Origin of the sequence: Prevotella veroralis DSM 19559 = JCM 6290 (genome assembly GCF_000377625.1) — a bacterium.
In the GTDB taxonomy this organism is placed as follows: domain Bacteria; phylum Bacteroidota; class Bacteroidia; order Bacteroidales; family Bacteroidaceae; genus Prevotella; species Prevotella veroralis.
The window spans coordinates 15,743-40,936 of the sequence record NZ_KB898325.1; the positions used below are offsets into that span (position 1 = coordinate 15,743).

The 25,194-nt window shown below is 42.5% G+C and carries 25 protein-coding genes; 20 read left to right on the top strand and 5 right to left on the bottom strand.

Annotated elements, in window-relative coordinates; all coding sequences use genetic code 11:
• The first annotated feature begins 1 nt into the window (after position 1).
• The 9 genes from D464_RS0100075 (at position 2) to D464_RS0100115 (ending at position 9,749) form a co-directional block, all read left to right on the top strand.
• A complete protein-coding gene (locus tag D464_RS0100075; protein WP_018909592.1) occupies positions 2-1,315 on the top strand; it encodes an MFS transporter in 1,314 nt (437 codons plus the stop codon).
• A gap of 135 nt (positions 1,316-1,450) precedes the next feature.
• A complete protein-coding gene (locus D464_RS0100080; RefSeq protein ID WP_018909593.1) occupies positions 1,451-2,344 on the top strand; it encodes a M48 family metallopeptidase in 894 nt (297 codons plus the stop codon).
• A gap of 209 nt (positions 2,345-2,553) precedes the next feature.
• Positions 2,554-3,003 carry an NfeD family protein gene (locus D464_RS0100085; RefSeq protein WP_018909594.1) on the top strand — a complete coding sequence of 150 codons (450 nt, stop codon included), beginning with the start codon at positions 2,554-2,556 and terminating at the stop codon, positions 3,001-3,003.
• A 100-nt stretch (positions 3,004-3,103) separates the two neighbouring features.
• Positions 3,104-4,060 (top strand): SPFH domain-containing protein, encoded by a 957-nt coding sequence (locus D464_RS0100090; RefSeq protein ID WP_004382613.1) that lies wholly within the window; start codon positions 3,104-3,106, stop codon positions 4,058-4,060.
• 6 nt (positions 4,061-4,066) lie between these two features.
• Complete coding sequence (locus D464_RS0100095; protein WP_018909595.1) at positions 4,067-5,203, top strand: UDP-N-acetyl glucosamine 2-epimerase; 1,137 nt, start codon at positions 4,067-4,069, stop codon at positions 5,201-5,203.
• 206 nt (positions 5,204-5,409) lie between these two features.
• On the top strand, positions 5,410-6,774 hold the full coding sequence (locus D464_RS0100100; protein WP_018909596.1) for an MATE family efflux transporter: 1,365 nt from the start codon (positions 5,410-5,412) through the stop codon (positions 6,772-6,774).
• Entirely contained in the window at positions 6,771-7,334 is a 564-nt protein-coding gene (locus D464_RS0100105; RefSeq protein ID WP_018909597.1) for a helix-turn-helix domain-containing protein, read from the top strand. The genes D464_RS0100100 and D464_RS0100105 overlap by 4 nt, the downstream gene beginning before the upstream one ends.
• Positions 7,335-7,606: 272 nt before the next feature.
• Positions 7,607-7,819, top strand: a complete 213-nt coding sequence (locus D464_RS0100110; protein WP_018909598.1) for a cation transporter — start codon at positions 7,607-7,609, stop codon at positions 7,817-7,819.
• Between the two features lie 10 nt (positions 7,820-7,829).
• A complete protein-coding gene (locus D464_RS0100115; RefSeq protein WP_018909599.1) occupies positions 7,830-9,749 on the top strand; it encodes a heavy metal translocating P-type ATPase in 1,920 nt (639 codons plus the stop codon).
• 794 nt (positions 9,750-10,543) lie between these two features.
• Here D464_RS0100115 and D464_RS0100120 read toward each other — a convergent pair.
• Both D464_RS0100120 and D464_RS0100125 read right to left on the bottom strand, forming a co-directional pair.
• On the bottom strand, positions 10,544-11,392 hold the full coding sequence (locus tag D464_RS0100120; protein ID WP_018909600.1) for a hypothetical protein: 849 nt from the start codon (positions 11,390-11,392) through the stop codon (positions 10,544-10,546).
• A gap of 78 nt (positions 11,393-11,470) precedes the next feature.
• A complete protein-coding gene (locus D464_RS0100125) occupies positions 11,471-12,421 on the bottom strand; it encodes an aldose epimerase family protein (RefSeq protein WP_018909601.1) in 951 nt (316 codons plus the stop codon).
• Between the two features lie 220 nt (positions 12,422-12,641).
• Here D464_RS0100125 and D464_RS0100130 point away from each other — a divergent pair, with 220 nt between their 5' ends.
• Both D464_RS0100130 and D464_RS0100135 read left to right on the top strand, forming a co-directional pair.
• Positions 12,642-13,709 (top strand): bifunctional 3-deoxy-7-phosphoheptulonate synthase/chorismate mutase type II, encoded by a 1,068-nt coding sequence (locus D464_RS0100130; RefSeq protein WP_004382626.1) that lies wholly within the window; start codon positions 12,642-12,644, stop codon positions 13,707-13,709.
• A 26-nt stretch (positions 13,710-13,735) separates the two neighbouring features.
• Positions 13,736-14,716: an endonuclease/exonuclease/phosphatase family protein gene (locus D464_RS0100135; protein WP_018909602.1), complete on the top strand. Its 981-nt coding sequence runs from the start codon at positions 13,736-13,738 to the stop codon at positions 14,714-14,716.
• Between the two features lie 29 nt (positions 14,717-14,745).
• Here the strand turns inward: D464_RS0100135 and D464_RS0100140 are convergent, their stop codons facing one another.
• From D464_RS0100140 to D464_RS0100150, 3 genes are all read right to left on the bottom strand, one after another.
• The gene (locus tag D464_RS0100140) at positions 14,746-15,528 is read right to left on the bottom strand and encodes a DUF481 domain-containing protein (protein WP_024985735.1); all 783 of its coding nucleotides are present in this window, start codon (positions 15,526-15,528) and stop codon (positions 14,746-14,748) included.
• An 84-nt stretch (positions 15,529-15,612) separates the two neighbouring features.
• Positions 15,613-16,032, bottom strand: a complete 420-nt coding sequence (locus D464_RS0100145) for a hypothetical protein (protein WP_018909604.1) — start codon at positions 16,030-16,032, stop codon at positions 15,613-15,615.
• A 96-nt stretch (positions 16,033-16,128) separates the two neighbouring features.
• The gene (locus tag D464_RS0100150; RefSeq protein WP_018909605.1) at positions 16,129-16,995 is read right to left on the bottom strand and encodes a DUF4339 domain-containing protein; all 867 of its coding nucleotides are present in this window, start codon (positions 16,993-16,995) and stop codon (positions 16,129-16,131) included.
• Between the two features lie 249 nt (positions 16,996-17,244).
• On the opposite strand from D464_RS0100150, the gene D464_RS0100155 reads away from it, so the two are divergent.
• From D464_RS0100155 to D464_RS0100195, 9 genes are all read left to right on the top strand, one after another.
• Positions 17,245-17,955 carry a DUF421 domain-containing protein gene (locus tag D464_RS0100155; RefSeq protein ID WP_004382631.1) on the top strand — a complete coding sequence of 237 codons (711 nt, stop codon included), beginning with the start codon at positions 17,245-17,247 and terminating at the stop codon, positions 17,953-17,955.
• A 520-nt stretch (positions 17,956-18,475) separates the two neighbouring features.
• On the top strand, positions 18,476-19,831 hold the full coding sequence (ffh, locus tag D464_RS0100160) for a signal recognition particle protein (RefSeq protein WP_018909606.1): 1,356 nt from the start codon (positions 18,476-18,478) through the stop codon (positions 19,829-19,831).
• Between the two features lie 34 nt (positions 19,832-19,865).
• Entirely contained in the window at positions 19,866-20,750 is an 885-nt protein-coding gene (folD, locus tag D464_RS0100165) for a bifunctional methylenetetrahydrofolate dehydrogenase/methenyltetrahydrofolate cyclohydrolase FolD (protein WP_018909607.1), read from the top strand.
• Positions 20,750-20,929 carry a tetratricopeptide repeat protein gene (locus D464_RS0100170; RefSeq protein WP_004382634.1) on the top strand — a complete coding sequence of 60 codons (180 nt, stop codon included), beginning with the start codon at positions 20,750-20,752 and terminating at the stop codon, positions 20,927-20,929. Before folD ends, D464_RS0100170 begins: the two co-directional genes overlap by 1 nt.
• Positions 20,930-20,941: 12 nt before the next feature.
• Entirely contained in the window at positions 20,942-21,175 is a 234-nt protein-coding gene (locus tag D464_RS0100175; RefSeq protein WP_004382635.1) for a 4Fe-4S dicluster domain-containing protein, read from the top strand.
• A 3-nt stretch (positions 21,176-21,178) separates the two neighbouring features.
• The gene (locus D464_RS0100180) at positions 21,179-22,264 is read left to right on the top strand and encodes a 3-methyl-2-oxobutanoate dehydrogenase subunit VorB (RefSeq protein WP_004382636.1); all 1,086 of its coding nucleotides are present in this window, start codon (positions 21,179-21,181) and stop codon (positions 22,262-22,264) included.
• A 20-nt stretch (positions 22,265-22,284) separates the two neighbouring features.
• On the top strand, positions 22,285-23,052 hold the full coding sequence (locus tag D464_RS0100185; RefSeq protein WP_018909608.1) for a thiamine pyrophosphate-dependent enzyme: 768 nt from the start codon (positions 22,285-22,287) through the stop codon (positions 23,050-23,052).
• Between the two features lie 29 nt (positions 23,053-23,081).
• Positions 23,082-23,624, top strand: coding sequence for a 2-oxoacid:acceptor oxidoreductase family protein (locus D464_RS0100190; protein ID WP_018909609.1), 543 nt, complete (start codon positions 23,082-23,084; stop codon positions 23,622-23,624).
• 307 nt (positions 23,625-23,931) lie between these two features.
• Positions 23,932-25,062 carry an OmpA family protein gene (locus D464_RS0100195; RefSeq protein ID WP_018909610.1) on the top strand — a complete coding sequence of 377 codons (1,131 nt, stop codon included), beginning with the start codon at positions 23,932-23,934 and terminating at the stop codon, positions 25,060-25,062.
• Positions 25,063-25,194: the final 132 nt, after the last annotated feature.

Sequence of the window (25,194 nt, forward strand, 5' to 3'; positions counted from 1 at the left end):
GATGAGCGACGAACAGCAAATAAAAAATGGTATTCCGATTGCAAACCAATGGTACAGTCATTGGTTATGGATACCTACGCTCTATCTTACACGGGGCTTACCTTATGTCATCTTGTTAATGACCTCATTGGTTTTCTACAACCGGATGGGCTTGTCGAATGGTGCAATAACACTTACCACATCGTGGTTCTTTCTTCCTTTCATCCTACGTCCACTATTAGGAAGGTTCGTAGTTGGATATAAAAGCAAGCGTTTCTGGATTATTCTTGCAGAATGTGTAATAGCGTTAAGTCTCGTTGGCTTAGCCCTTTCTGTGCGCCTTATGGATTGGTTCTTATGGTCGGTTGCTGCCTTTATGATCATTGCGATAGCTGCAGCCTTGCATGATGTAGCCATTGAAAGGCTCTATAATCGGGAGGCATTATTGCTGGAACGACCTATATTCTTCGGTCTTCGAGCTGTCTCTTATCTGCTTTCTATCATCGTCGGGATGGCTATTCCCATCACATTAGCAGGTAACTTGGAGGTGATCAATCGTACTGTTCGCCCAGCCTGGGCTACTCTTTTCTGGGTATTAGCCGTTTTGATGATTGCTATGACCTTATTTCATGCCCTCATTCTGCCTAAGGCAGTTATCCGTGCGACGCTTCCTATATGGAGTGGTGTTACTCGCCAATGGTGGCATGATGTGACAGCTGCCTTCATAAGAAGACCTCATTACGTTGCAAACCTCGTCTTTCTCTTCTGTTTCTTAATACCCGAAGGGATGTTTATAAGGGTTGCTCCACTCTTTCTCATTGACCCCGGAAGCAATGGCGGATTAGCTCTCTCGCCTCAAGAATTAGGTTTGGTGCAAGGCACAGTGGGTACTTTTGCTTTTATTGCAGGTTGTGGCTTAGGTATCAGCTTTGTCCGTCGGAATGGTTTACAACGCTGGTTATGGTTCTTTGTGATGGCTCTCACCTTACCAAAGTTCCTCTTTGTCTACCTCAGTTATTATTTTGTTTCCACCTTATCCATCATTAATATTTGTATTATTATTGATTACTTCGGGGCGGGTTTGGGCTTAACAACTTACATAGTATGGTTAGGCTTTTGTACAAAAGGTAAACATTCCACTTTCACTTATTCATTGGGAACGGCAATAACAGCCTTTTCCATGGTGATGTCAGGGTGGTTTACAGGCTTCTTACAAGAGTATGTAGGTTATCGAAAGTTCTTCCTTATGGTTGCAATATCAGGTATTATCAGTTTCATTGTGGCTTATTTTATACCGATAACAAAGGATATTGGTAAGCGTGAAAGAACCGTTTAATCCTGTAGAAACTATTTCTTTCAAAATGAATTATCGCTTGTTAACCTTTTTAAAAAAGGTATTTAAATCGTTTGATAGTAATGGAAAAAGTAGTACTTTCGTGCTCGGAAAGTTATAAAAGGTAATTAGAAAGATATGAAAATCAAGTATTTTTTAATGGCAGCTGTCGTTGCTTTGATGACAGCATGTGGTACTGCTTCTAAGGTGCCATTGACTGGGCGCACCCATAGACTTAGTGTTTCGGATGCCCAACTACTAAGTCTTAGCAATCAAGAGTACACTAAGTTCATGGCATCTGCAAAGCGTTCAACAGATGCAAAGAACACTGCTATGGTTCAACGCGTTGGTCGTAACCTTGCAAATGCAGTAGAGACTTACTTGCGAAACAATGGTTATGCCAATGAAGTAAAGAACTTCCAATGGGAGTTCAACCTTGTTCAAGACAAGCAGGCAAATGCTTTCTGTATGCCTGGAGGTAAGATCGTTGTTTATGAGGGCTTGCTTCCTTATACTCAAAACGAGGCAAGTTTGGCTATTGTTTTAGGGCATGAAATAGCGCACGCAGTGGCTAAACACAGTGCAGAACAGCTTACCAAGCAGATGAATCAGCAGATGGGAACGAACATCTTAGGTACTGTTTTGAATTCAACAGTGGGTAGTGGCGTAGGAGATGTAGCAGCTCAAGTAGCTGGCGGATACTTCTCTTTCCGTAATCTAAAGTACAGTCGCGATAACGAAAGTGAAGCCGATTACATGGGATTGATATTTGCTGCGATGGCTGGATACGACCCCGCAAATGCCGTTACATTCTGGAAACGAATGGCAGCAGGCACTAATAGCAATACAGCAGAGATTCTTAGCGACCACCCATCAGATGCTCGTCGTATCCAAAACATTGAGAAGTGGCTGCCGGAAGCAGAGAAGTATTATCGTCAGAGTGGCTCTTCTAATGTTCGCACAAGTACAACTTCGACTGCTGGTACATTACATATTGGATCGTCAAAGAAGGCTTCAAAGAAGCGTCGTTAAGCCTAGTTGAAATAGAGACAAGATACTCTTCAGATTCAAGAGACGCCCTTTTCATATTAAGGAGACGCCCTCTTTGATGCAAAGAGACGCCTTTCTCAATGCGAGAAGAGCGTCTCTTCGTATTTAAAAGAGCACATATTTTTACGTAAACATTTGACAGATCCATTTTTTATCACTATCTTTACAAACGAAATCAACCCTTTATAGCTATGATAGATTATATGATACAGAACCTTTGGTTGGCTTGGTTGCTGGCAGGGATAGTATGTCTTATCCTCGAGATGATGAACAATGATTTCTTTATCATGTGCTTCGCAATTGGTAGTTTTTGTGCTTCTGTTGCCTCACTGATGATAGATAGCATAGTTGTTCAAGTCATCGTGTTTGCCATCTTCACATTGTTAAGTATCTTCTATGTACGTCCTATCGCCCTGAAATACCTCCATAAGGGGGAAGACCAACGGTTAAGTAATGCTGACGCTTTGATTGGGCGTGAGGGAAAAGTAACCGATACAATAGAGACTGGAGGCTATGGTCGTGTGAAGATAGATGGTGACTCATGGAAAGCCAAGTCGATAGATGGACAGGAGATAGGCGTTGGGACTGACGTTCGAATCCTCCGTTTGGACTCTATCATTGTGACTGTTGAGAGGTGTTGAACAGGTATGACAATTAAAAGAAACAATATTAAATAACCCTTCTCTTGCCTTTTTATCATCGTCTTAACAATGGATAGTGAGCGAGAGAACCTAAAGACTTATGCTTATGAATATTCTAGGTTTTGTGTTGATTGCGCTTATCATCATGGTAATTATCTTTGCCAAGATGTCGATAGTCATTATCTCTCAGAGTGAAACAAAGGTCGTTGAACGATTGGGAAAGTACTATGCTACGCTCCGACCGGGCATTAACATCATCATACCTTTCATTGATCGGACAAAGGAAATAGTAGCTATGAGGGCTGGCAGGTACGCTTATACCAGTTCAATTGACCTACGCGAGCAGGTGTACGACTTTGATCGTCAGAACGTGATAACCAAAGATAACATCCAAATGCAGATTAATGCGCTGCTCTACTTTCAGATAATTGATCCGTTCAAAGCCGTTTATGAGATCAATAACTTACCTAACGCCATTGAGAAACTGACGCAGACTACACTCCGAAACATCATCGGTGAGATGGAACTTGACCAAACGCTTACCTCGCGCGATACGATTAATACGAAGCTAAGATCGGTTCTTGATGATGCAACTAACAAGTGGGGAATCAAGGTGAACCGCGTAGAACTACAAGATATAACGCCTCCTGCAAGTGTTTCTCAGGCTATGGAGAAGCAGATGCAGGCTGAACGTAATAAGCGTGCAACCATCCTTACGAGTGAAGGTCAGAAGCAATCGGCTATTCTCCAGTCGGAGGGTGAGAAGCAAGCAGCCATCAACCGTGCTGAAGCTGACAAGCAACAGCAGATCTTAATAGCTGAAGGTCAGGCGCAAGCACGCATTCGCAAGGCTGAAGCAGAGGCTATTGCCATTCAGAAGATAACGGAGGCTGTTGGACAAAGTACCAATCCTGCCAACTATCTCATTGCACAGAAATATATCCAGATGTTGACCGATTTAGCTCATAATAATAACCAGAAGACTGTTTATCTACCATTTGAGGCATCAAACCTTATGGGTTCTATCGGTGGTATTAAGGATATGTTTAAGGGATAATAGATAATGACAACACAGGACATAAATCTTTGTATTTTTTGTGGTGCGCGTCCTAACTTTATAAAGGTGGCACCAATTATTAGGGTAATAAACAAGTTGTCAGAAAGTGATAGCAGCCATAAGGTGAACTACTCACTGGTTTATGCTGGTAGTGAAGACGACCCGACGTTGGAAGATAAGCTCTTTGACGAGTTGGCTATCCATCGTCCTGATGCATACTTGGGCGTTGAATGTGAGAATCTTAACGAACTCACGGGGCAGGTAATGTCGAAGTTTGAACAGTACCTACAGGCTAATAGCAGTGATGTCGTTATCGTTGTTGATGACTTGGCATCGACAATGGCGGCCGCAATAGTCACTAAGAAGCAAGCAATCACACTTGCGCACATTGCTGCGGGGACGCGTTCTTTTGACATAACAATGCCTAAGGAGATCAATAGATTGGTCATTGACGGACTGTCGGATATCCTCTTTACGGCTGGATTCAGCAATAATAGTATTGCAAACAAGGAGGGTGCCGAACTCTCAAAGGTATATATGGTGGGCAACATCCTTATTGACAACATCCGTTATAATCGTGAGCGCATTGAGGGAATGAGCCTTACTGATATTGATGCGTTGGCAGGTTTACCTATAAAAGAAAGTAATTATCTTGTCTTTACACTGAATCGTAAGGCCTTACTTGCTGATCAGGACAATCTGGAGAAGATGCTCCGTGTCTTGAGCGAGACGGCAGGCGATTTACCAATCATTGCTCCTTTGCGTGACTCTGCAGTACAGGTTATCATGTCTCTAAGCCTAAAGAAGAATATAAACTTGTATAATCTGCATATTGTTAAACCGCTTGGTTACTTAGAGTTTGCCTATCTCACTACTCATGCACTGGGTATCGTGACCGACTCGGGGAACGTTGCTGAGGAGGCAACATTCAATAGTATTCCTTGTATAACACTCAACAGTTACACCGAACACATAGAGACTGTGAAGGTAGGAAGCAATGTTCTTGTTGGTGAAGATGCTGAGTTGCTTCGTTCGGCACTATCGGATATGGTCGTAGGAACGTGGAAGAAGAGTGGAATACCTGATAGATGGGATGGCAGATCGGCTGAACGTATCTTACAGATATTGCTTGAACACCATTAAAGGTACGTTCTTTTAGAATCGTCGAAGAACTTATATAGAAGGATAAACACCCTCTTCTTGCAGTCTATTCAGTTGGATAGATAATGCAGAAGAGGCTGTTTTTCCTTCTTCTTTATCTATTATTACCATTTATAAATGGTGTAGATAAGAACTTAGTTTTCATTAATTTCGTACCTTTGCATTGATATTTAACAGGTGATAAGATTATGCACGGACATACAGACAACTACACTTTCTTGACACAAGGACCAATACATCGTGTCATACTAACGATGGCTGTACCCACAATTATATCTATGCTTGTGACCGGACTGTACAACATTGCAGACACATTCTTCGTTGGTAAGATCGATACACAAGCCACTGCAGCTGTCGGAGTGTCGTTTTCTATGATGTTCTTTGTGCAGGCGATGGGGTTCTTCTTTGGGCATGGTTCGGGCAACTACATATCTCGTGAGTTAGGAGCAAAGCGTCATGGCAATGCTATAAAGATGGCATCAACAGGCTTCTTTAGCTCTTTCTTCTTTGGACTAGTTATCCTTGTTCTGGGTGAGATATTCCTTACTCCACTCTCATTAATGCTGGGTAGTACGCCAACTATCCTCCCTTATACAGAGGAGTACATGCGGATAATCCTCTTGGGAGCACCTTTCTTGACCTCATCCCTTACGCTGAACAATCAGATGCGATTGCAAGGTAATGCGAATTTCGCTATGTATGGCATTGTAACAGGTGCTATCTTGAATGTTGCCTTAGACCCTTTACTTATCTTTACATGTGGTATGGGGGTTAGTGGAGCAGCCCTAGCGACTGTGATAGGACAGTTCGTTTCGTTCGTAATCCTATTCTTTATGACTCGAAGAGGGGAGAATATAGCTATTCACTTTCGACACTTTTCACCCTCATGGGCGGCTTATAAGGAGATATTCTACGGTGGTAGTCCATCATTAATGCGTCAAGGTCTGGCGTGCGTAGCCACTATGTCCCTCAATCTGGCAGCTGGTGTCTATGGTGATTCGGCTATTGCTGCGATGAGCATAGTCGGTAGAATCGCCATGTTATCATTTGCTGCTGTGATTGGATTAGGGCAAGGCTTCCAGCCAGTTTGTGGCTTCTGCTATGGGGCGGGACTTTATACTCGATTGAAGAAAGCCTATAATTTCACCGTAGCCCTTGGTACTGGCTTCCTCATTCTACTTGCTATTGGAGGCTGGATAGTGAGTGATTCCCTTATAGGAGTGTTCCGTGACGATCCTAAAGTAATTGAGATTGGAGTGGTTGCATTGCGTTGGCAGCTCTGTACCTTCCCTCTCAATGCCTTTATCTTAGCAAGTAATATGATGGCACAAACTTGCCGTAAGCCTTTACGAGCTAATATTCTTGCTGCTGCAAGACAAGGTTTATTCTTTATCCCACTCATCTTTATCCTTCCAGCTCACCTTGGTTTGCTAGGCGTTGAGATGTGTCAAGCGGTCAGTGATGTGTTCTCTTTTATGTTATCAGTGCCTATCGTTGTTTATACTTTCAAGGAGTTTAATAAGGAAGCAGTGGTTAGGAGGGTCGCAGAATGAGTAAGATTTATATAAAGAACATGGTTTGTGATCGTTGTAAGATGGCTGTTGAGCAGACCTTACAACGTCAGAATATACATCCTATAAAGGTTGATTTGGGCGAAGCTATTGTCGAGGAAGAATTGACGGAAGCACAACTCTTAGCACTTCGAGCAGCTTTAAAAGATTTAGGTTTTGAACTTCTCGGAGATAGAAGACAGCAGACAATAGACCTTATAAAGTCCTCTTTGATAAAACTTGTACATTATCAAGATAACCAGTCAGCAACAACTCTAAGTGATTATCTCGTCTCTCAACTCCATCAAGACTATAGTTCGCTTTCCAAACTCTTCTCGGAAGTAGAAGGAAAGACCATCGAACGCTATTATATAGAGCTTCGTATCGAGCGTGTGAAAGAGCTAATTCGTTATGACGAACTTACTCTTACACAAATAGCGCAGCGTATGAATTATTCTTCGGTAGCCTATCTCTCCAGTCAGTTTAAGGCTGTTACGGGAATGACTCCATCTCAATTCCGAGGGATGAAGACGAATACTCGTAAGCCTTTAGACCAGCTCTAAGATCTATTCAGGCTTCTGATAAGCATCCTTATCATACATGTCTGTCTTTCTATTCATCACCTAATACCTTTATAATAACGTATAGAAAAAGTAAGTCATTGCATTTAGAAAGAAGTATGATAAGCGTGAAATAATATGAAAGGAAGCATTTTGTAGGAATGTTATAACCTTTATCCATAATTCTGTAACAGGCTTTCCTTAATATAAGTGTACCTTTGCAAGCGACAAGGAGAAAGTCTTCTTGCAAACAACTAATATATTAAAACGAAGTTATGAAAAGTGATATTTTTGCAGTAAGTGGTATGAAGTGTGTACATTGTAAGGCTAACGTTGAGAATGCGCTAAAGTCTTTAAATGGTGTAAAGAGTGCAGAAGCTAATATAGAGAAAGCCAATGTAAATGTCGAATATGATGAGTCTGTTGTTACTCCAGCACAACTCAAGGAGGCAGTAGACAATAGCGGGCGCTATGAGTTGAGCCTATAAGGAGATAAGCATGAAGCAAACAATTCCTGTTATCGGCATGGCATGTTCTGCATGTTCTGCTAATGTCGAGAAGAAACTGAACGAGCTTAAAGGCATTAATACCGCATCGGTATCATTGCCTGGTCGTTCCGCTTTGGTCGATTATGACCCCGAAACCATCTCACTGGAGCAGATGAAAGCTGCAATCAATGGGATTGGTTATGACTTAGTCATTGATAAAGAGACTTCAGTTGAGGAGATTGAGAAGCGCGAATACACGTTATTACGTCGGAAAACCATCCTTTCTTGGATATTCTCCATTGCCGTAATGAGCGTTTCAATGGGATGGATCGACCTCCATTCACGCACCATTGCCAATCAAGTTTCTCTATTGATTGCCTTGGCAAACATTGTTTATTGCGGTCGACAGTTCTATGTTTCAGCATGGAAACAACTACTTCATGGCACTGCAAACATGGATACCCTCGTAACCTTATCCACGGCAATATCATTCCTATTCAGTACTTTCAATACCTTCTGGGGGGATGCTGTATGGGCGAGCCGAGGTATCGTTTGGCATACATACTATGATGCGGCTGTAATGATCATTACCTTTGTCTTGACAGGACGAATGTTAGAAGAAAAGGCAAAGGACGGCACTGCCTCCTCTATTAGGCACATGATGGGTATGGCTCCAAAGACGGCACATATTGTTGATGGTGACCGAATAGAAGAAGTGCCAATATCGACTATTGAAGTAGGAGATATTCTAGAGGTTCACCCTGGCGAGAAGGTTCCTGTCGATGGAGAAGTTATCTCTGCTGAGAGCTTTATGACCCCCGATGCCGCCTATGTTGATGAGAGTATGATCACAGGTGAGCCTACTCCTGCCGAGAAGAATAAGGGTTCAAAGGTGTTAGCAGGCACTATTCCTAGTCAAGGAGTATTCCGCATGAAGGCAAATGAGATAGGTGAGAACACGGCATTAGCGCATATTATTCGGATGGTGCAAGAGGCACAAGGCTCTAAAGCACCCGTGCAACGCATTATCGATAAGGCTGCTTTAGTGTTTGTTCCAGTCGTTACGCTCATTGCCTTGCTAACCTTTCTTCTATGGTGGCTGATAGGTGGCGAGGCTTACTTACCACAAGCGATTATCTCTGCCGTAGCCGTTTTGGTCATCGCTTGCCCATGTGCCATGGGATTGGCGACACCGACTGCCTTGATGGTAGGAATTGGTAAGGCAGCACAAAAGCAGATACTCATCAAGGATGCAGCAGCATTGGAGAGCTTACGTAAGGTGGATGCACTTGTAACCGATAAGACGGGAACGTTGACGATACCTAATAAGGAGGTAGACTTCACCAAGGCTGACAATCTTCCTTTCGAGAAGCGGGAACAACTGAAGCCCAATGCTCGTGAGGCGATGGAGGAATTGCAGAAGAGTGGGATAGAGGTCTATATGATGAGTGGTGACAAGGATGAGGCTGCACACTATTGGGCCGATAAAGTGGGTATAAAGCACTACTTTAGTAAGGCTTTACCGCAGGACAAAGAGAACCTTGTTAAGCGTTTGCAGTCTAAAGGAAAACGCGTTGCGATGGTAGGAGATGGCATTAATGATACCCAAGCGTTAGCGTTAGCAGATGTCAGTATAGCGATTGCCAGGGGTACTGATGTTGCAATGGATGTGGCACAAGTGACGCTCATGGGCGATGATTTAGCTACCCTTCCAGAGGCAATCCGACTAAGTAAGAACACCGTTAGAATGATATGGGAGAATCTTTTCTGGGCGTTCATCTATAACCTTGTTTGTATTCCTTTGGCAGCTGGGCTATTATATGTCTTCGGTATTAACTGTCAGATTACACCTTCTTGGGCAAGTGCCCTAATGGCATTCTCAAGCGTTAGTGTCGTTTTGAACAGCCTTCGCCTGCGTTGGATGAAATAGGTGAGTAAGAATAGAAAGAAGGGTGTGATACTTTTGTAATAGATTATTGCTAATTTGGATGCTTCTCATTGCGTTATTTTCGATAAAGTATGATGTTGTGTCCAAATACGCGATTCATAGCAAAGGTATTGTGCCTTTCTTTAATTTGTTGATAACCAGTTTGTTATGAAAAACATACCTATTAATTACTTAAAATATTCTAGACTTTCCATTGAAAAATACTAGTTTTTGGGTAAAAACGTACCTCCGTTTCGCCAAAAACGTACCTCTATTTCACTAAAAACGTACCTCCGTTTCACTAAAAACGTACCTCAGTTTCACCAAAAACGTACCTCCGTTTTACTAAAAACGTACCTCCGTTTTATGAAAAAGGTATATACGAACCACTTAAAACGTATATTCCTTTCTATTTCAATGCTAGTTCGATCATTAGTTTTGTAAAGTATATTCAGATAAAGGGAGGGGGCTCTTTGTTTTTAGTCTTGCTGTTTTAACATGTCTTTTAACTGATCAAAGTAGGGACAGACGCCCTCGTCTGTCCGCATAAGAGAATGTATTTCACAAGGAGGTAAGGAGGTTCAAGCGGACAGACGAGGGCGTCTGTCCCTACATTAAATCGTGAATTTCAAATAAGGGAAATAGTTCTTGTATTCAAAGAGAGTCTCTCTTCCTATCGAAGAAGGCGTTGCGTAACATAGAAATAGGACTTATCATAGCTTGAAGATTGCTGATGATAAGTCCTATTGATGCTTATTTACGTGAGTGAAACGTACCTCGATGATAGGAGAAGAACCCTATCTCACAGGGTAATCGAATCTGTTCGTGTTGTAGAAGTTCGTCTGCTGTGATGGAACATGATCGAATTCTACGTTGATAGAAATAGCGTTTTGATTGTGAGAACCCCATTGATAGGTTATGCCACCACCAATTCTATCCATGAATCGACTAGCCATTGCGCCATAACCGAAGCCCATTGCACCATAACCGTAACCAAAGGGACTATAGCCCAACATGCCATATCCGCCCCAAGCAGGGTACCCATAACCTGCGTAACCGAAAGCATTTCCGACGTTATTAGAGGTGAATGCCTTCTGAACAAAGGCGTAAGCACTCCAATGCTCATCGAATTGATAGCCGAGAACAGCATTGACTCCGCCAACGAAGTAGTTGTTTCCTTGATAAGTCAGATGGTTTACATAGCCACCAACAGCTAGGGTCGCCTTCTTTGAAAGGTTGGTTACATACATCAGTGACACATCTTGCGAGAATCCTGCGCCATGGTTATATCCATGTCCAAGGTTGGCAAATGCCGATGCACTAAGGTTTATGTTCAATCCTTTATGCAGTCTCCATGGACCTAAGCCATAGCCCCACTCGGGGTAATAGAAACTATTGGGAGTAACAGTCTGACCGCTTTCTGTTATGACAGGGAGGTTATTGTCTATTTGAGATTGCTGTTCACGATCCTCTGCCATACGCCTAGCATATTCTTTCTCAGCCTCAGTTGCTTCCCTTGGTCCTTTCAAGCGCGATGACTCGATAGGCTTCACAACCGATGTATCAACGTTGTGCTGCCCCGCTATTGTTTGCGCCTGCAATGGCAAGCACAAGATAGCTGTTATTATGAAAGCATATTTCTTCATTTGCTTGCAAATATAAATAATCGTCTATCAACAGCCAAGTATTTTAAAAGTTATTAGTGTTTTTTCAAGTTGTTGGTACTACTTAGTTTTCATGATGAGCGGTGGATCTGTTGTAAAGAGAAATACGGTTGCACCATGGAAAACCTGTCCTGGCTGTAAGCTATTGTCTACTTTTTCCATACCACTATTGTATCCAGCATGCAAGGGTTGTAGTGTTATGCCGCTACTTTGTGCCCCATGCGTATTGATGAGTAGGGTGGGTTCACTAGAGTAGATGGTCATTGCGCGCCCACTTTGTGCATCGAAAAGGATAGCGGCAGGCTTTTGCATATTGTCAGGATGTCGCAGTTGGAAAGCATGATAATAGCCATTGATCGTTGCTTTTATTCGCTCTCCAATCTCTCTTGGTTGGGTAAAGTCGAATGGAGTAAGGCGTGTTTTCTGTAGTTCATTAGTGGGTAATTGCTCCTTATCCAACTTATTTGTATAGTGCGTATCTAGCCACAGATGTTGTTTAAGGATAGATCGGTGCATGTCACCAGATAGATTGAAACAAATTCCATTGGTTACTTGCAATGTTGTAGGAGCAGTCGTCGTGATACGATAATCAATGTCGAGTGCATTCTGATCGGATAGCGTATAGGTAACAGTTGCATTCAGTTTACCATCGAGATTGTTCTCTCCCTCAGTCGTAATATAGCGTAGGGAGACCGATTGGTTATCAGAGCTAACAACCTCCCAAACCTTTGATGAGAGCGTTTCTGTATGATCCTTACCGAAATAGATAAGCGTTGCTCCTAATGTAGAGTCTTGCTTGTAGTCTTCCAGCTGATTGTACTCTTTGACCACAGGCTCTAGTCGTCCATTCCAATTATGGGCTGTCAACGAAACAAGCCGCGCTCCGTAATTACTCACAATAGCCTCCATACCATTGCTGTTAGTGAGCTTGACGAGTCTTGCTTCCTGTGCATTTATGTTCATAACAAGGCTCAATAAAGCCATTGTTATTAGTGCATGTATCTGCTTCATAATGTATCCTTTCTGTATATTGCAAAGTTAGTAAAAAACTTTAGAAATGCTTGTGTGGTAGAAATAAATGTTATACTTTCGTATCCAAATACAACTATTTGAGAATAAAAGAAGAAGTCTTCTCTCTCTTTCCGTTGCTTTTGTCTTCTACAGCCTATGCGAGTTTATAAGATAAAAGAATGTCAGGAAAGAGCAAAGAGATAGCAAAAGATACAGGATTATGGAGTTAGAATTAGAACCCTTATGCCTTCCTTGTGATAAGAAACGCCCCATTGTCATAGCAGGACCCTGCTCCGCCGAAACCGAAGAGCAGGTGATGAGTACGGCACGCATGTTGGCAGATAAAGGATGTCACATCTTTCGTGCAGGCGTATGGAAGCCACGTACCAAGCCTGGAGGATTCGAAGGAAATGGAGAGAAAGCCTTACCATGGTTGAAAGAAGTCAAGGAAGAGACTGGGATGATGATTTCTACAGAGGTGGCAACCCCCGATCATGTCGAGTTAGCAATGCGGTATGATATGGACGTACTATGGGTTGGTGCACGTACATCGGCTAATCCTTTTGCAATGCAGGCATTGGCAGATTCGATGCAAGGACTTCAAATACCAGTATTGGTGAAGAACCCAGTCAATCCTGATTTAGAACTATGGATTGGTGGCTTACAACGGTTGAATCAAGCAGGGATAAAGCGTCTAGGTGTAATCCATCGGGGCTTCTCTAGCTATGATAAGAAGATATATCGCAACCTACCGATGTGGCAAATCCCTATTGAATTGCGCCGTCGTATTCCTGGATTACCCATTATTTGTGACCCTAGTCATATTGGCGGACGCCGTGACTTGATTGCTCCTCTCTGTCAGCAAGCAATGGATTTAGGCTTTGATGGACTCATCGTAGAGAGCCATTGCAACCCAAAAGAAGCATGGAGTGACGCCAAGCAGCAGGTAACTCCTGATATTCTGGATTATATTCTGTCGTTACTTGTGATACGTGATGACACCTTCACGACTGAAGATATCCGTTCGTTACGTGCGCAGATAGATGAGTTAGACAACTCATTGATGGAACTCCTTGCGAAGCGTTTCCGCTTATGTAGGGAGATTGGAACCTTTAAGAAGGAACATAACATGACTATCTTACAGACGAGGAGATATAATGAGATACTTGAGAAACGTGGTACACAAGCAGGCTTATGTGGTATGAATCCAAAGTTTGCAGCACATATCTTCGAGCTTATCCATGAGGAGAGTGTACGACAGCAGTTGGCTATCGTCAATCAATCATAGGTCTGTTTGTACTTAAAATTACTGATATGTTGCGTTTGTTGTTAACCTTTCTTTTGGGTGTAATAACCCTATACTCTGAAGCACAGAGTAGGTTTACTATCGTAGAACTAAACACTGAGAACCTCTTTGATGCACGGCATGATACACTGAAGAATGACTATGAGTTCTTACCCAATTCACCACGTCACTGGACACGAGCGAAGTATTGGAAGAAGTTGAATAGGACGGGGCAGACCATCATAGCCTGCGGTGAGGATAGTTGTGGATGGCGGTTACCTGACCTCGTCGGATTGTGCGAGGTAGAGAATGATAGCGTACTCTTCGATCTTACGAAACGCTCTTTATTGCGCAAGGCACGCTATGAATACGTTATGACGTCATCGCTTGATACACGTGGTATAGACGTGGCTTTGCTCTATTCTCCCTTCTCTTTTCGCTTGTTGAAAGCCGATACTATCAGGGTTAGCTTGATAGCCAACATGCAACCAACTCGTGATATTCTCTATGTCAAGGGGGCTATTATTAATGGTGACACCTTACATGTTCTATTGCTTCATGCACCGAGTAGAAGGGGTGGAGAAATGCAGTCGCAACCTTTCCGAAAGCACGTGATGATGCAAGTGAGTAACGTGGTTGACTCTATCCAGAGACGCCACTCTGATGCGAAGGTAATCGTGATGGGCGACTTCAATGACTATGCTGATAGTCCTTCATTAAAGCCTTTGTACGAACGTAACTTATTGAATGTCTCGGCACAAGCAAAGGGTAAGAATGGGGCGAAAGGAACGTATCGCTATCATGGAGAGTGGGGTAGTTTGGATCAGATACTCATTAGTGAGAACCTCCGTTCCTATGTACTTTCATGCCACATCAATGACGCTCCATTCCTATTGGAGGAAGATATAAAGTATGGTGGAGTAAAGCCTCACCGTGACTATAACGGGATGCGTTATAACAATGGCTTTAGCGATCATTTGCCCTTGGTGTTACAAATGGCTATCCCTTAAAGAAGGGCTCTTTAAGGGATAGCGAATATTTAGAAGTTAATGTTGAGACCTGCTTCTACCGCAGTGTAAGACTTTCTTATAGGTACGATAGGTGCCGTATCGTAGATGAGACGATAAGAACCATTGATGCCAATAGCTGGTGTTATCTTATATAAAAGGTCTACCGCACCCCCGAATCTGGCTTTCTTGAAATAACTATCAGGCTTTCCTTGGTGAATGGCAGTAGCTGTTAAGTCCCAATGATCACTGATGTGATGCTTGAAACTCAAGGACAGATGCGTCTTGATACTACGGCTACAAGCGTAGAGCGTGGGCGCAGATGAGGTTGGATCTTTCCATTTCTCGAACTCATAGAACACACCTGCTGCAGCGAACATAAGGAACTTCTCTTTGTTTACAAGTCGATAACGTGATTGCAAACCAGTAGATACCTTAAACTCTAAGCCTCTACTTCCTGCCCATTCCGACTCGGCATAGGGATAGACTTCAAAGGCTCGGCTCAATAAGTAACGATACTCCGTGTGAACGTATCCACCACTTACTGTCACCTTCTTACCGTATGTTGAGAACTCCAGTTTATTGATGAGATTGATAACACGGCGGTGCTTTATCAATACGTTGAGATTAGCAGTGTTCTTAACAGTGAGTATATTCTCTTGTTCTGTCTTAAAGTCTAATACTGGCATGAGAGATCCTTGTATGGTCTTCGCACTATCAATGCTTAGGGTGAGATTCTCCGAGAATAACATCTGAGAATACGACGGGATAGAGAGTAATAAAGCAAATAATGCAATCGAAAGTCTTTTCTTCATGTGCGTTGATAAGTTCTAAATGTGATAGAGGGGATAAAAAATAGGGGCGTACAAATGTTAGTGTGCGTCCCTGTTTATTAGTTGCTATTGCTTATCAAAAATCTTAAGTTTCTTATTCAACTTGTCAATTTTGGACTGAAGTTTAGCTATCTTCTTACCCATCTTATCCAATTTTTTCTTACTCTTAGCCAACTTCTTATTTATGGCTTTTGCCTCTTTCAATTTCTTGATAGTGTCCTTTGCATCCTTTACCGTGCTAGAAGGGCTTGTTGCAGTGAAGTCGGTTGTTGCCATGTTAGCGTCAGCGTTAACATTAGCAGCCTTCTCCGTTAACTCATTATAGTCGACTTTCTCTTTCTCATAATCAAGCTGTGTCTTATTCAACTTAGCAGTTAGGTCGAGTACTTCCTGCCGTTCCTTTAGGTTCTTGATAGCCGTTGTGTTTGGTGTAGAACCACATGATGTCATTAGTGCTATAGCACCAATTAAGAATAATCTTTTCATACTTTTCTTTACTTTCTTAGTGTTATAATAATTAAATACGATACTTTTTTACTTTTGTGTTAGCCTTAGTCCGTAGGCTTACTCTTATATGTTATGTTAGAAAATGGAGTCTGTCGACTGTTCTATTTGCTTGTGAATATCAGCCTTGCTCTTGCTTAATCCAATTTCATCTAATAGACCACCTATCGCCCCGTCAACCACCTCTTCAATCGTAGATGTAGCTGGTTTGACAATCTTTTCTTGTATCATTTTCTGCGCCTTCTGCCTTATCTGATCCTTAAGATTTACCTCCGAGTTCTTGTAGTATTGCCTTGCTGCTTCCTGCAAGTCGTCCTCGTCAACCGTAAAGATATGTCCTAAGAGTCCCAGAGATACGATATGATCCTGTCCAGCATAGTTTACCTTGCCAGTAGAATATATAATGTGATTGTCCACCGTAACGAGATTGTCCACTGCAGATCGTATCACATTCCCTGCAAAAGCATTACTGATAGAGCGGAAAGCATTGTCGAAGAGTGCGTTACCCGTTGTGTTGGTCGTGTCGTTAACAGCGTCATTCACCGTCTTAGTGATTACACCCGACAGCACTTCCTTATGCTGTTCTGGTTTCGGACAAGTGAGGATTAAGACGATAGCGAAAGCCACTAAGGTAATCAATATACCCAAGAGACAACCCATGTGACTCTTCTTTTGCGTCACTTGTTGCTGTGGAATTGCTTCAGGTTGAGCAGCTTGTTCAATGGGAGTAGCCTCTACGTAAGGCATATCCTGCTCCTGCGTCTCGGTATCAATAGGGTCATTTCCTACTAATATCGTACGTAATTCTTCTATTTGCCAAGCTGGAATCCATTGCTGTGTATCGGTAGGCATGACCAATGTTGTAGCCTGAATCTTACGTTCGGCAAGCTCGTTAAGACTGTATGGTCCCCTCTTTTCGTTATCAATATTAATGAAATATTCCATAATTTAATCCTTAGCTATTTTGTGGGATACGTGATATAACGTTCTTAGATGTTATCAAACACTCCCTTACCTATTTCTATTCGGTGCAAAGGTAAGTATTAATTCCCAATAGACAAAGAATTACAATCTTTTTATCTATAAGTTGTTACTATTTGAAGATTTATGCTTCTTAGCATGTGTAATCAGTGAGAAAGCGGTATATTTGCACGTCAATAAGATCGTACGATAATTCTTAATCAGATAATAATAATGGTAGATTTAATCCAGCCTTATGGCGCAATAGCAATGAAGCTAATTGTGGGCATGATTGGTATTTTAGCCTTCTTACGCATTACGGGTAAAGCGCAAATGGGACAGTTGACGCCTCTTGACACCGTTAGTGCATTCGTGATAGGTGCGTTAGTCGGTGGTGTTTTGTACAACCCAGATATGACTACCTGGCATCTCATCTTCGCTTTGGCTGTCTGGACAGCCTTTAATATGCTTGTCCGCTTCGCTATGCGTTCCGCTTATCTGCGTCATCTCATTAAGGGCGAGAGCGTCTTTCTGGTGAAAGATGGCGTTCTAAACTTTAGAAACTTTAAGCGCAACAGTCTTGAGATGGAGCAGTTTAGATTAATGCTAAGGCAGAAAGGCATCTTTTCTATGTTCGATGTAGACGACGTTCTATTTGAGGCTAATGGTGCCGTGACGGTTCTTTCGCCCGGTCAAACTGCTTATTCCGTATTGTTGGTGAATAACGGAGAGATTGTAGAAAGCAGTCTTGCACAATTTAATCACACGCAGGAATGGGTGCAGAAGGCCATCAAACGCAATGGATTCCGCAGCCCCTCTGAACTCTTCTGTATGGAGTGGACACCTCGAAAAGGGTTCTATTTTGTAACGTTCGAAGGTGATGTGAAGCGTGGTAAAGAGGAGTTCGACTCTGAAGATATAGACCCAGATAACGCACAAGTATAGGTTGGTTGATGTGTAACGATGCGCTGCCTCGTTAGCAGTAAACAAGAAGCAATACAGAAGGAAACGCTCTTCTTCATTTGAAGAGGGCGTTTCTTTGATGTGAAGAGAGGCTCTTTTCGATGTGAAGAGAGGCTCTCTTTTATTATTAGGTAAGATTCTTCTTTCTCCAAAGAATATTCCAGTATCACGCTGATGATATTCCAGTATCACGCACATGATATTCCAGTATCACCCTGATGATATTCCAGTATCACGCACATGATACTCTATAGAGGCTATAGGCGCTGACTTCTTTTATCATACTTTACGAAAGACACGGGGTATAGGAATGCTTGAAGTATCAGCTAACATCGTCTACCTTAATTGTAGTCATATTTCTGCACAAAGCATATTTATATGCGCATGAATAGCTAATAAGTGTTTTAAAATACATTAAAATACTACTAACTGGCTTGTTGGTTTATTTCTCTTTTTGCTATCTTTGTATATCAGAAAAGAATTATAAGTATACTATAAAGCAATGTTTGAGAATTTAAGTGATCGTCTAGAACGCTCCTTTAAGATCCTTAAAGGTGAGGGAAAGATAACGGAGATCAATGTAGCAGAGACCTTGAAAGATGTTCGTAGAGCATTACTCGATGCCGACGTTAACTATAAAGTAGCCAAGTCTTTTACCGATACAGTAAAGCAGAAGGCTCTCGGTATGAACGTACTTACAGCCGTGAAGCCTGGTCAGTTGATGGTAAAGATAGTGCATGATGAGTTAGCAGCGTTGATGGGTGGCGAAGCAGTAGGTCTAAATCTTACAAGCCGTCCAGCCATTATCTTGATGAGTGGTTTGCAGGGTTCGGGTAAGACCACATTCTCTGGTAAGTTAGCAAACATGCTGAAGACAAAGGAACATAAGAACCCTTTGTTGGTTGCTTGTGACGTATATCGCCCTGCAGCTATCGACCAGTTGAAGGTTGTTGGCGAACAGGTGGGCGTTCCCGTATATTCTGAACCAGAGAACAAGAACGTTAATGAGATAGCTGATCACGCCCTCGCAGAGGCAAAGGCGAAAGGTTGTGATGTGGTAATCATCGATACCGCAGGTCGACTGGCAGTTGATGAGGAGATGATGAATGAGATTGAGAGTCTCAAGAATCATGTTAATCCAGATGAAACGCTGTTCGTTGTAGACTCCATGACAGGTCAGGATGCTGTTAACACTGCTAAGGAGTTCAATGATAGATTGGATTTCAACGGCGTTGTCCTAACGAAACTTGATGGTGATACACGCGGTGGTGCTGCTTTGTCGATTCGCACAGTTGTAACCAAGCCTATCAAATTCATCGGTACTGGTGAGAAGATGGAAGCTATTGATGTGTTCCATCCAGGACGTATGGCAGATCGTATCTTAGGTATGGGTGACGTAGTCTCTTTGGTGGAACGAGCACAAGAGCAGTTCGATGAGGAAGAGGCGAAACGCTTGCAGAAGAAGATACAGAAGAACCAATTCGACTTCAATGATTTCTACAACCAGATACAACAAATAAAGAAGATGGGTAATCTGAAAGACCTCGCTTCGATGATTCCTGGTGTGGGTAAAGCTATCCGCGATGTAGATATAGACGATAATGCCTTCAAGGGTATTGAGGCTATCATACAGAGTATGACACCAAAGGAACGTACGAATCCAGAGGTATTGAATAACTCACGTCGCCAGAGAATAGCGAAGGGTTCAGGTACTAGCTTGCAGGAAGTAAACCGACTCATTAAGCAGTTTGATCAAACGCGTAAGATGATGAAGATGGTTACAGGTTCTAAGATGGCTGGTATGATGAGCAAGATGAAAGGTATGCCTGGTATGCCCTCTATGCCTAAGGGCTTGTGAGAAGAATCATCAACAAACAATAATAATATAAGCTATGGAATATCAGTTAATCGATGGTAAAGCAACCGCAACAGCTATCAAACAGCAGATTGCGCAGGAAGTAAAGGCTATTACAAAGGCAGGTGGAAAACAACCACATTTGGTTGCTATATTAGTAGGGCACGATGGGGGAAGTGAGACTTACGTAAAGAACAAGGTTATTGCTTGTGAGCAGTGTGGCTTTAAGTCTACGCTTATCCGTTACGAAGCTGATGTTACCGAGGAGGAGTTGTTGGCTTGTGTAGACAAGTTAAATAAGGATGATGACGTTGATGGATTCATCGTGCAACTCCCATTACCAAAGCATATTGATGAACAGAAGATCATCATGGCTATTGATTATCGCAAAGACGTGGATGGCTTCCATCCAGTCAATGTGGGGCGAATGGCGATCGGTTTACCATGCTTTATATCGGCAACACCATTAGGAATCCTAACTCTGTTGCAGCATTACCATATTCCAACTTCTGGTAAGAAGTGCGTTATCTTAGGTAGAAGTAACATCGTTGGGAAGCCTATGGCACAGCTCATGATGCAGAAGCAATATGGAGATGCAACCGTAACAGTTTGCCACTCGCATTCAGCGACATTGAAGAAAGAATGTCAGGAAGCTGATATTATTATTGCAGCTATTGGGCGTCCCGATTTCTTAACAGCTGATATGGTTAAACCAGGTGCTGTAGTTATCGACGTTGGTACGACGCGTGTACCCGATGCGACACGTAAGAGTGGCTATCGCTTGAATGGTGACGTGAAGTTTGATGAGGTGGCTCCGTTATGCTCATTCATTACTCCAGTACCAGGAGGCGTTGGTCCGATGACGATTTGTTCTTTGATGAAGAATACACTTGCAGCAGGCAAGAAAGAATATTATAAGTGATGACAGCAGAAGAATATCTACAACTCGGCAATGAGTGTCGGCAACGAGGAGACTGGCAGAATGCCTTAGCCAATTATATGGAGGCTATCGAACTGGATCCTAATTCGCCAGCAGTAGTTGCAAAAGAGATGCTGGAGAATATTCTAAACTTCTATAACAAGGATGCGTATAATCCTTAAAATACAAAAACTATGAGCAAGATGAAAGGTGCCATCGTAGTGAACACTGATCGCTGCAAAGGATGCCAGTTGTGTATCGTTGCATGCCCGAAAGATGTGATTGCCTTGGCTCAGAAACAAGTAAATGTCCACGGATATCCGTTTGTTGAGTCTGCTAAACCAGATGATTGTATCGGTTGTGCAGCTTGTGCAACAGTGTGTCCTGATGGCTGTATTACAGTCTATCGTAAAAAAGTGGAGGGGTAATTTATGGCAGAACAAGAAGTAAAATTGATGAAAGGTAACGAGGCTATCGCCCATGCTGCAATTCGTTGTGGTGCGGACGGATACTTCGGTTATCCTATCACTCCACAGAGTGAAATAATAGAGACGCTGGCTCTCTTGAAGCCATGGGAGACCACGGGAATGGTTGTCTTGCAGGCTGAAAGTGAGGTGGCATCCATTAATATGATTTATGGTGGTGCTGGTGCTGGTAAACGTGTGCTGACAAGTTCTTCTTCACCAGGCGTCGCCTTGATGCAAGAGGGTATCAGTTATATGGCAGGTGCAGAGCTCCCAGGTGTGTTTGTAAATGTACAACGTGGTGGTCCTGGGCTTGGAACGATACAGCCAAGTCAGAGTGATTACTTCCAAGCGACACGTGGTGGCGGTAATGGTGATTATAATGTTATCGTATTAGCACCTAACTCTGTTCAGGAGATGGCCGACTTTGTAGACCTTGCTTTTGAATTGGCATTTAAGTATCGCAACCCTGCGATGATTCTGTCTGATGGTGTGATTGGTCAGATGATGGAGAAGGTTGTTCTCCCACCAATGAAACCTCGTCGTACAGAAGAGCAGATTCGTAAAGAGTGCCCGTGGGCTTCTATGGGGCGCACAGCTGGTCGTAAGCCTAATATCATCACCTCTCTGGAGTTAATGCCAGAGGTAATGGAACAAAGAAACTTACATTTGCAGGAGAAGTATCGTCAGATACGTGAGAATGAAGTGCGCTTCGAGACACAGCAATGTGAGGATGCAGATTATGTAATCGTAAGTTTTGGTAGTGCCGCACGTATCGGTGAGAAGGCTGTTGAGTTAGCTCGTGAACAAGGCTTGAAGGTTGGACTCTTTCGTCCTATCACACTCTGGCCTTTCCCAAGTAAGCAGCTTGCAGATCTTTGCAAAGGTAAGAAAGGCATCTTGGTTAGTGAGATTAACGCTGGTCAGATGGTACAGGATGTTCGTCTTGCGATTGATGGTGCTTTACCTGTAGAACATTTTGGACGTTTGGGTGGTATCGTTCCTGATCCAGAAGAGATAGTGAATGCACTCAAAGAAAAGTTAGTAAAGTAAGAGAGGAGGGCGTATATATTATGGCAAATGATATAATTTCACCTGAGAATTTGGTGTATAAGAAGCCGACCTTGATGAATGATACGACAATGCATTATTGTCCTGGATGTTCACATGGTGTGGTTCATAAATTAGTTGCAGAGGTAATCGAAGAGATGGGTATGACCGATAAGGCTATTGGTGTATGTCCTGTTGGTTGCGCTGTATTTGCTTATCGCTATCTTGATATTGATTGGCAGGAAGCGCCTCATGGTCGTGCTCCAGCTGTAGCAACTGGTATCAAGCGTGTATGGTCTGATCGTCTTGTGTTCACTTATCAGGGTGATGGTGACTTGGCATGTATTGGCACTGCTGAGACAATTCATGCCTTGAATCGTGGTGAGAATATTCCAATCATCTTCATCAATAATGCTATCTATGGTATGACTGGTGGTCAGATGGCACCAACAACACTGATGGGGCAGAAAACTGCGACTTGTCCTTATGGTCGTGAACCAGAACTGCATGGTTACAACTTAAATATTACAGAACTTGCTAGTCACTTAAAGGGTACTTGCTATGTAACTCGTCAGAGTGTAGATACAGTTGCCTCTATTAACAAGGCAAAGCGTGCTATTCGCAAGGCTTTTGAGGCAAGTATGCAAGGGAAAGGTAGTTCCTTGATAGAGATTGTTGCGACATGTAATAGTGGTTGGAAGCTCTCTCCTGTAAAGGCAAATGAGTGGATGCGTGAGAATATGTTCCCTGAATATGAGAAAGGAGATTTGAAAGATACAACCAATCTTTAGTCCGTCTCTATATATAAATAAGGTGTAATATGAAAAAAGAGATAATTATTAGTGGCTTTGGTGGGCAAGGCGTACTCTCTATGGGTAAGATCCTTGCATACTCAGGACTAATGGAAGATAAGGAGATAACATGGATGCCCGCTTATGGTCCAGAGCAGCGTGGTGGTACGGCAAATGTAACTGTTATCATCAGTGATGAGCGCATCTCTTCACCTATCCTCAGTAAGTATGATGTTGCAATTGTCCTCAATCAGCCATCGTTAGATAAGTTCGAACCAAAGGTGAAGTCGGGTGGTATTCTCATTTATGATGGTTATGGAGTGATGAATCCTCCTACACGTAAGGACATCACTGTCTATCGTGTCAATGCGATGGACAAGGCTGCTGAAATGAAGAATGCCAAAGTTTTCAACATGATAGTCTTAGGTGGATTACTTAAGGTTTGTCCTGTTGTAAGTACTGACGGTTTGAAGAAAGCACTCTATAAGAGTTTGCCAGAACGTCATCATAACTTGATTCCATTGAATATGCAAGCAGTGGAAGAAGGTATGAAGATCATCGTTCAGCAGTAATGATATACAAAGAAACCTGATTTTTTATAACTCTCTAATTTGTTTAAGGGATCTCAGCAGTGATGCTATGGATCCCTTATTTCAATTTATGAGAGACTGAACTTATTAAAGGTGAACTTTCCCAAGCAATTGTGTATTAGATTGTTCTATTATTCCAATAATATAGTTTGATTTGTTCATAGTACCCCTTTATACGCAAACTTTTTGTGGAAAAGATTTGGCGGTTTCATTATTTTTTTATTACTTTGCAGCCAGTTAAAGCATTGATACTATATAATTTATAAATATTAATTAATTCAGAGAGACAATGAAAAAGTTAGTTTTGATGTTAGCAGCTGCTTCTATGGCAGCTTCTGTTTCTGCTCAAACTGTAGCAGAAAGCAAGGCATTTGACAACGTTTATGTTGGTATTAATGGTGGTGTTGCTACGAAGACTACTGGTCACAAGTGGTTGAGCGACCTTGATCCAAACGCTGGTATCCGCGTTGGTCGTTACTTCACCCCAGTATTCGGTTTAGCTGTTGAGGGTAATGCTTACTTCTCAAACAAGCCTTGGCACTCAACAGGTACAGCAGTTCGCGCTACAAATGTTAGTTTACTCGGTACAGTAAACTTGAGCAACCTCTTCGGTGGTTACAAGGGTGAGCCTCGTGCATTTGAGGTTAGCGCACTTTATGGTCTTGGTTGGGCACACGTATTCACAAACAACAAGACTACAAAAGAGCTTACTTCTGGTCAGCGTAACCGCATGACTTCTAAGGCTGCTTTAGACTTCGCTTACAACTTCGGTTCTCAGAAGCAGTGGCAGGTTTATGTTGAGCCTTCTATCAACTTCGCTTTCTTAGGTAAGGATCGTTCTAAAGTTCTTACAGCTGCTGGTATAGTAAATTATGATGTAAACTATAACTACAAGGCAGTTGCACAGGATGGTCAGCCAGCTTACAACATTAACAACTCATTTGTTCAGTTGAACGCTGGTGTTGTTTACAAATTCAAGAACTCTAACGGTACACACAACTTCACAATCGTCGTTCCACGTGATCAGGCAGAGATTGATGCATTGAACGCACAGATCAATGAGCTTCGCAACCGTAAGCCAGAGGTTATCACTAAGGAGGTTGTTAAGGAAGTTCCTGCAGTTAAAGTTAAGGAATTCACAGTATCTGACCTTGTATTCGTAACCTTCGCACAGGGTAAGTCTGCTCTTACAAACGACGCTAAGGCTGCTCTTAACAACGTTAAGGAGGGTGTTCACGTTCAGGTTGTTGGTACAGCTTCTCCAGAGGGTTCTAAGGAACTTAACGATCGTCTCTCACAGGCTCGTGCTGACGTAGTTGCTAACTACCTCAAGGGTCGTGGTGTTATCGTTGACGAGGCAACTGGTAAGGGTGTACAGGGTGTAACTTCTAATCGTTTGGCTGTTGTTTACGTAAAGTAATCAATCTTACGGACTAAGAAGTTAAAACTTCTATAAAACAATTTGGGATGCATCTCTTGAGGTGCATCCCTTTTTAGTTGTCCTTGATTAATGGATTTATTCTCTATTGGATGAACCGTAGAATATTATTCA

What these genes read in the sequence shown, in the direction of transcription:
- D464_RS0100180 (WP_004382636.1), top strand. Translation starts at nt 21,179, where the DNA reads ATGGCAGAACAAGAAGTAAAATTGATGAAAGGTAACGAGGCTATCGCC.
- D464_RS0100140 (WP_024985735.1), bottom strand. Translation starts at nt 15,528, where the DNA reads ATGAAGAAAAGACTTTCGATTGCATTATTTGCTTTATTACTCTCTATC.
- D464_RS0100085 (WP_018909594.1), top strand. Translation starts at nt 2,554, where the DNA reads ATGATAGATTATATGATACAGAACCTTTGGTTGGCTTGGTTGCTGGCA.
- D464_RS0100195 (WP_018909610.1), top strand. Translation starts at nt 23,932, where the DNA reads ATGAAAAAGTTAGTTTTGATGTTAGCAGCTGCTTCTATGGCAGCTTCT.
- D464_RS0100115 (WP_018909599.1), top strand. Translation starts at nt 7,830, where the DNA reads ATGAAGCAAACAATTCCTGTTATCGGCATGGCATGTTCTGCATGTTCT.
- D464_RS0100190 (WP_018909609.1), top strand. Translation starts at nt 23,082, where the DNA reads ATGAAAAAAGAGATAATTATTAGTGGCTTTGGTGGGCAAGGCGTACTC.
- D464_RS0100145 (WP_018909604.1), bottom strand. Translation starts at nt 16,032, where the DNA reads ATGAAAAGATTATTCTTAATTGGTGCTATAGCACTAATGACATCATGT.
- D464_RS0100150 (WP_018909605.1), bottom strand. Translation starts at nt 16,995, where the DNA reads ATGGAATATTTCATTAATATTGATAACGAAAAGAGGGGACCATACAGT.
- D464_RS0100130 (WP_004382626.1), top strand. Translation starts at nt 12,642, where the DNA reads ATGGAGTTAGAATTAGAACCCTTATGCCTTCCTTGTGATAAGAAACGC.
- D464_RS0100075 (WP_018909592.1), top strand. Translation starts at nt 2, where the DNA reads ATGAGCGACGAACAGCAAATAAAAAATGGTATTCCGATTGCAAACCAA.
- D464_RS0100135 (WP_018909602.1), top strand. Translation starts at nt 13,736, where the DNA reads ATGTTGCGTTTGTTGTTAACCTTTCTTTTGGGTGTAATAACCCTATAC.
- D464_RS0100155 (WP_004382631.1), top strand. Translation starts at nt 17,245, where the DNA reads ATGGTAGATTTAATCCAGCCTTATGGCGCAATAGCAATGAAGCTAATT.
- D464_RS0100170 (WP_004382634.1), top strand. Translation starts at nt 20,750, where the DNA reads ATGACAGCAGAAGAATATCTACAACTCGGCAATGAGTGTCGGCAACGA.
- D464_RS0100110 (WP_018909598.1), top strand. Translation starts at nt 7,607, where the DNA reads ATGAAAAGTGATATTTTTGCAGTAAGTGGTATGAAGTGTGTACATTGT.
- D464_RS0100090 (WP_004382613.1), top strand. Translation starts at nt 3,104, where the DNA reads ATGCTTATGAATATTCTAGGTTTTGTGTTGATTGCGCTTATCATCATG.
- ffh (WP_018909606.1), top strand. Translation starts at nt 18,476, where the DNA reads ATGTTTGAGAATTTAAGTGATCGTCTAGAACGCTCCTTTAAGATCCTT.
- D464_RS0100080 (WP_018909593.1), top strand. Translation starts at nt 1,451, where the DNA reads ATGAAAATCAAGTATTTTTTAATGGCAGCTGTCGTTGCTTTGATGACA.
- D464_RS0100185 (WP_018909608.1), top strand. Translation starts at nt 22,285, where the DNA reads ATGGCAAATGATATAATTTCACCTGAGAATTTGGTGTATAAGAAGCCG.
- D464_RS0100125 (WP_018909601.1), bottom strand. Translation starts at nt 12,421, where the DNA reads ATGAAGCAGATACATGCACTAATAACAATGGCTTTATTGAGCCTTGTT.
- D464_RS0100100 (WP_018909596.1), top strand. Translation starts at nt 5,410, where the DNA reads ATGCACGGACATACAGACAACTACACTTTCTTGACACAAGGACCAATA.
- D464_RS0100095 (WP_018909595.1), top strand. Translation starts at nt 4,067, where the DNA reads ATGACAACACAGGACATAAATCTTTGTATTTTTTGTGGTGCGCGTCCT.
- D464_RS0100105 (WP_018909597.1), top strand. Translation starts at nt 6,771, where the DNA reads ATGAGTAAGATTTATATAAAGAACATGGTTTGTGATCGTTGTAAGATG.
- folD (WP_018909607.1), top strand. Translation starts at nt 19,866, where the DNA reads ATGGAATATCAGTTAATCGATGGTAAAGCAACCGCAACAGCTATCAAA.
- D464_RS0100175 (WP_004382635.1), top strand. Translation starts at nt 20,942, where the DNA reads ATGAGCAAGATGAAAGGTGCCATCGTAGTGAACACTGATCGCTGCAAA.
- D464_RS0100120 (WP_018909600.1), bottom strand. Translation starts at nt 11,392, where the DNA reads ATGAAGAAATATGCTTTCATAATAACAGCTATCTTGTGCTTGCCATTG.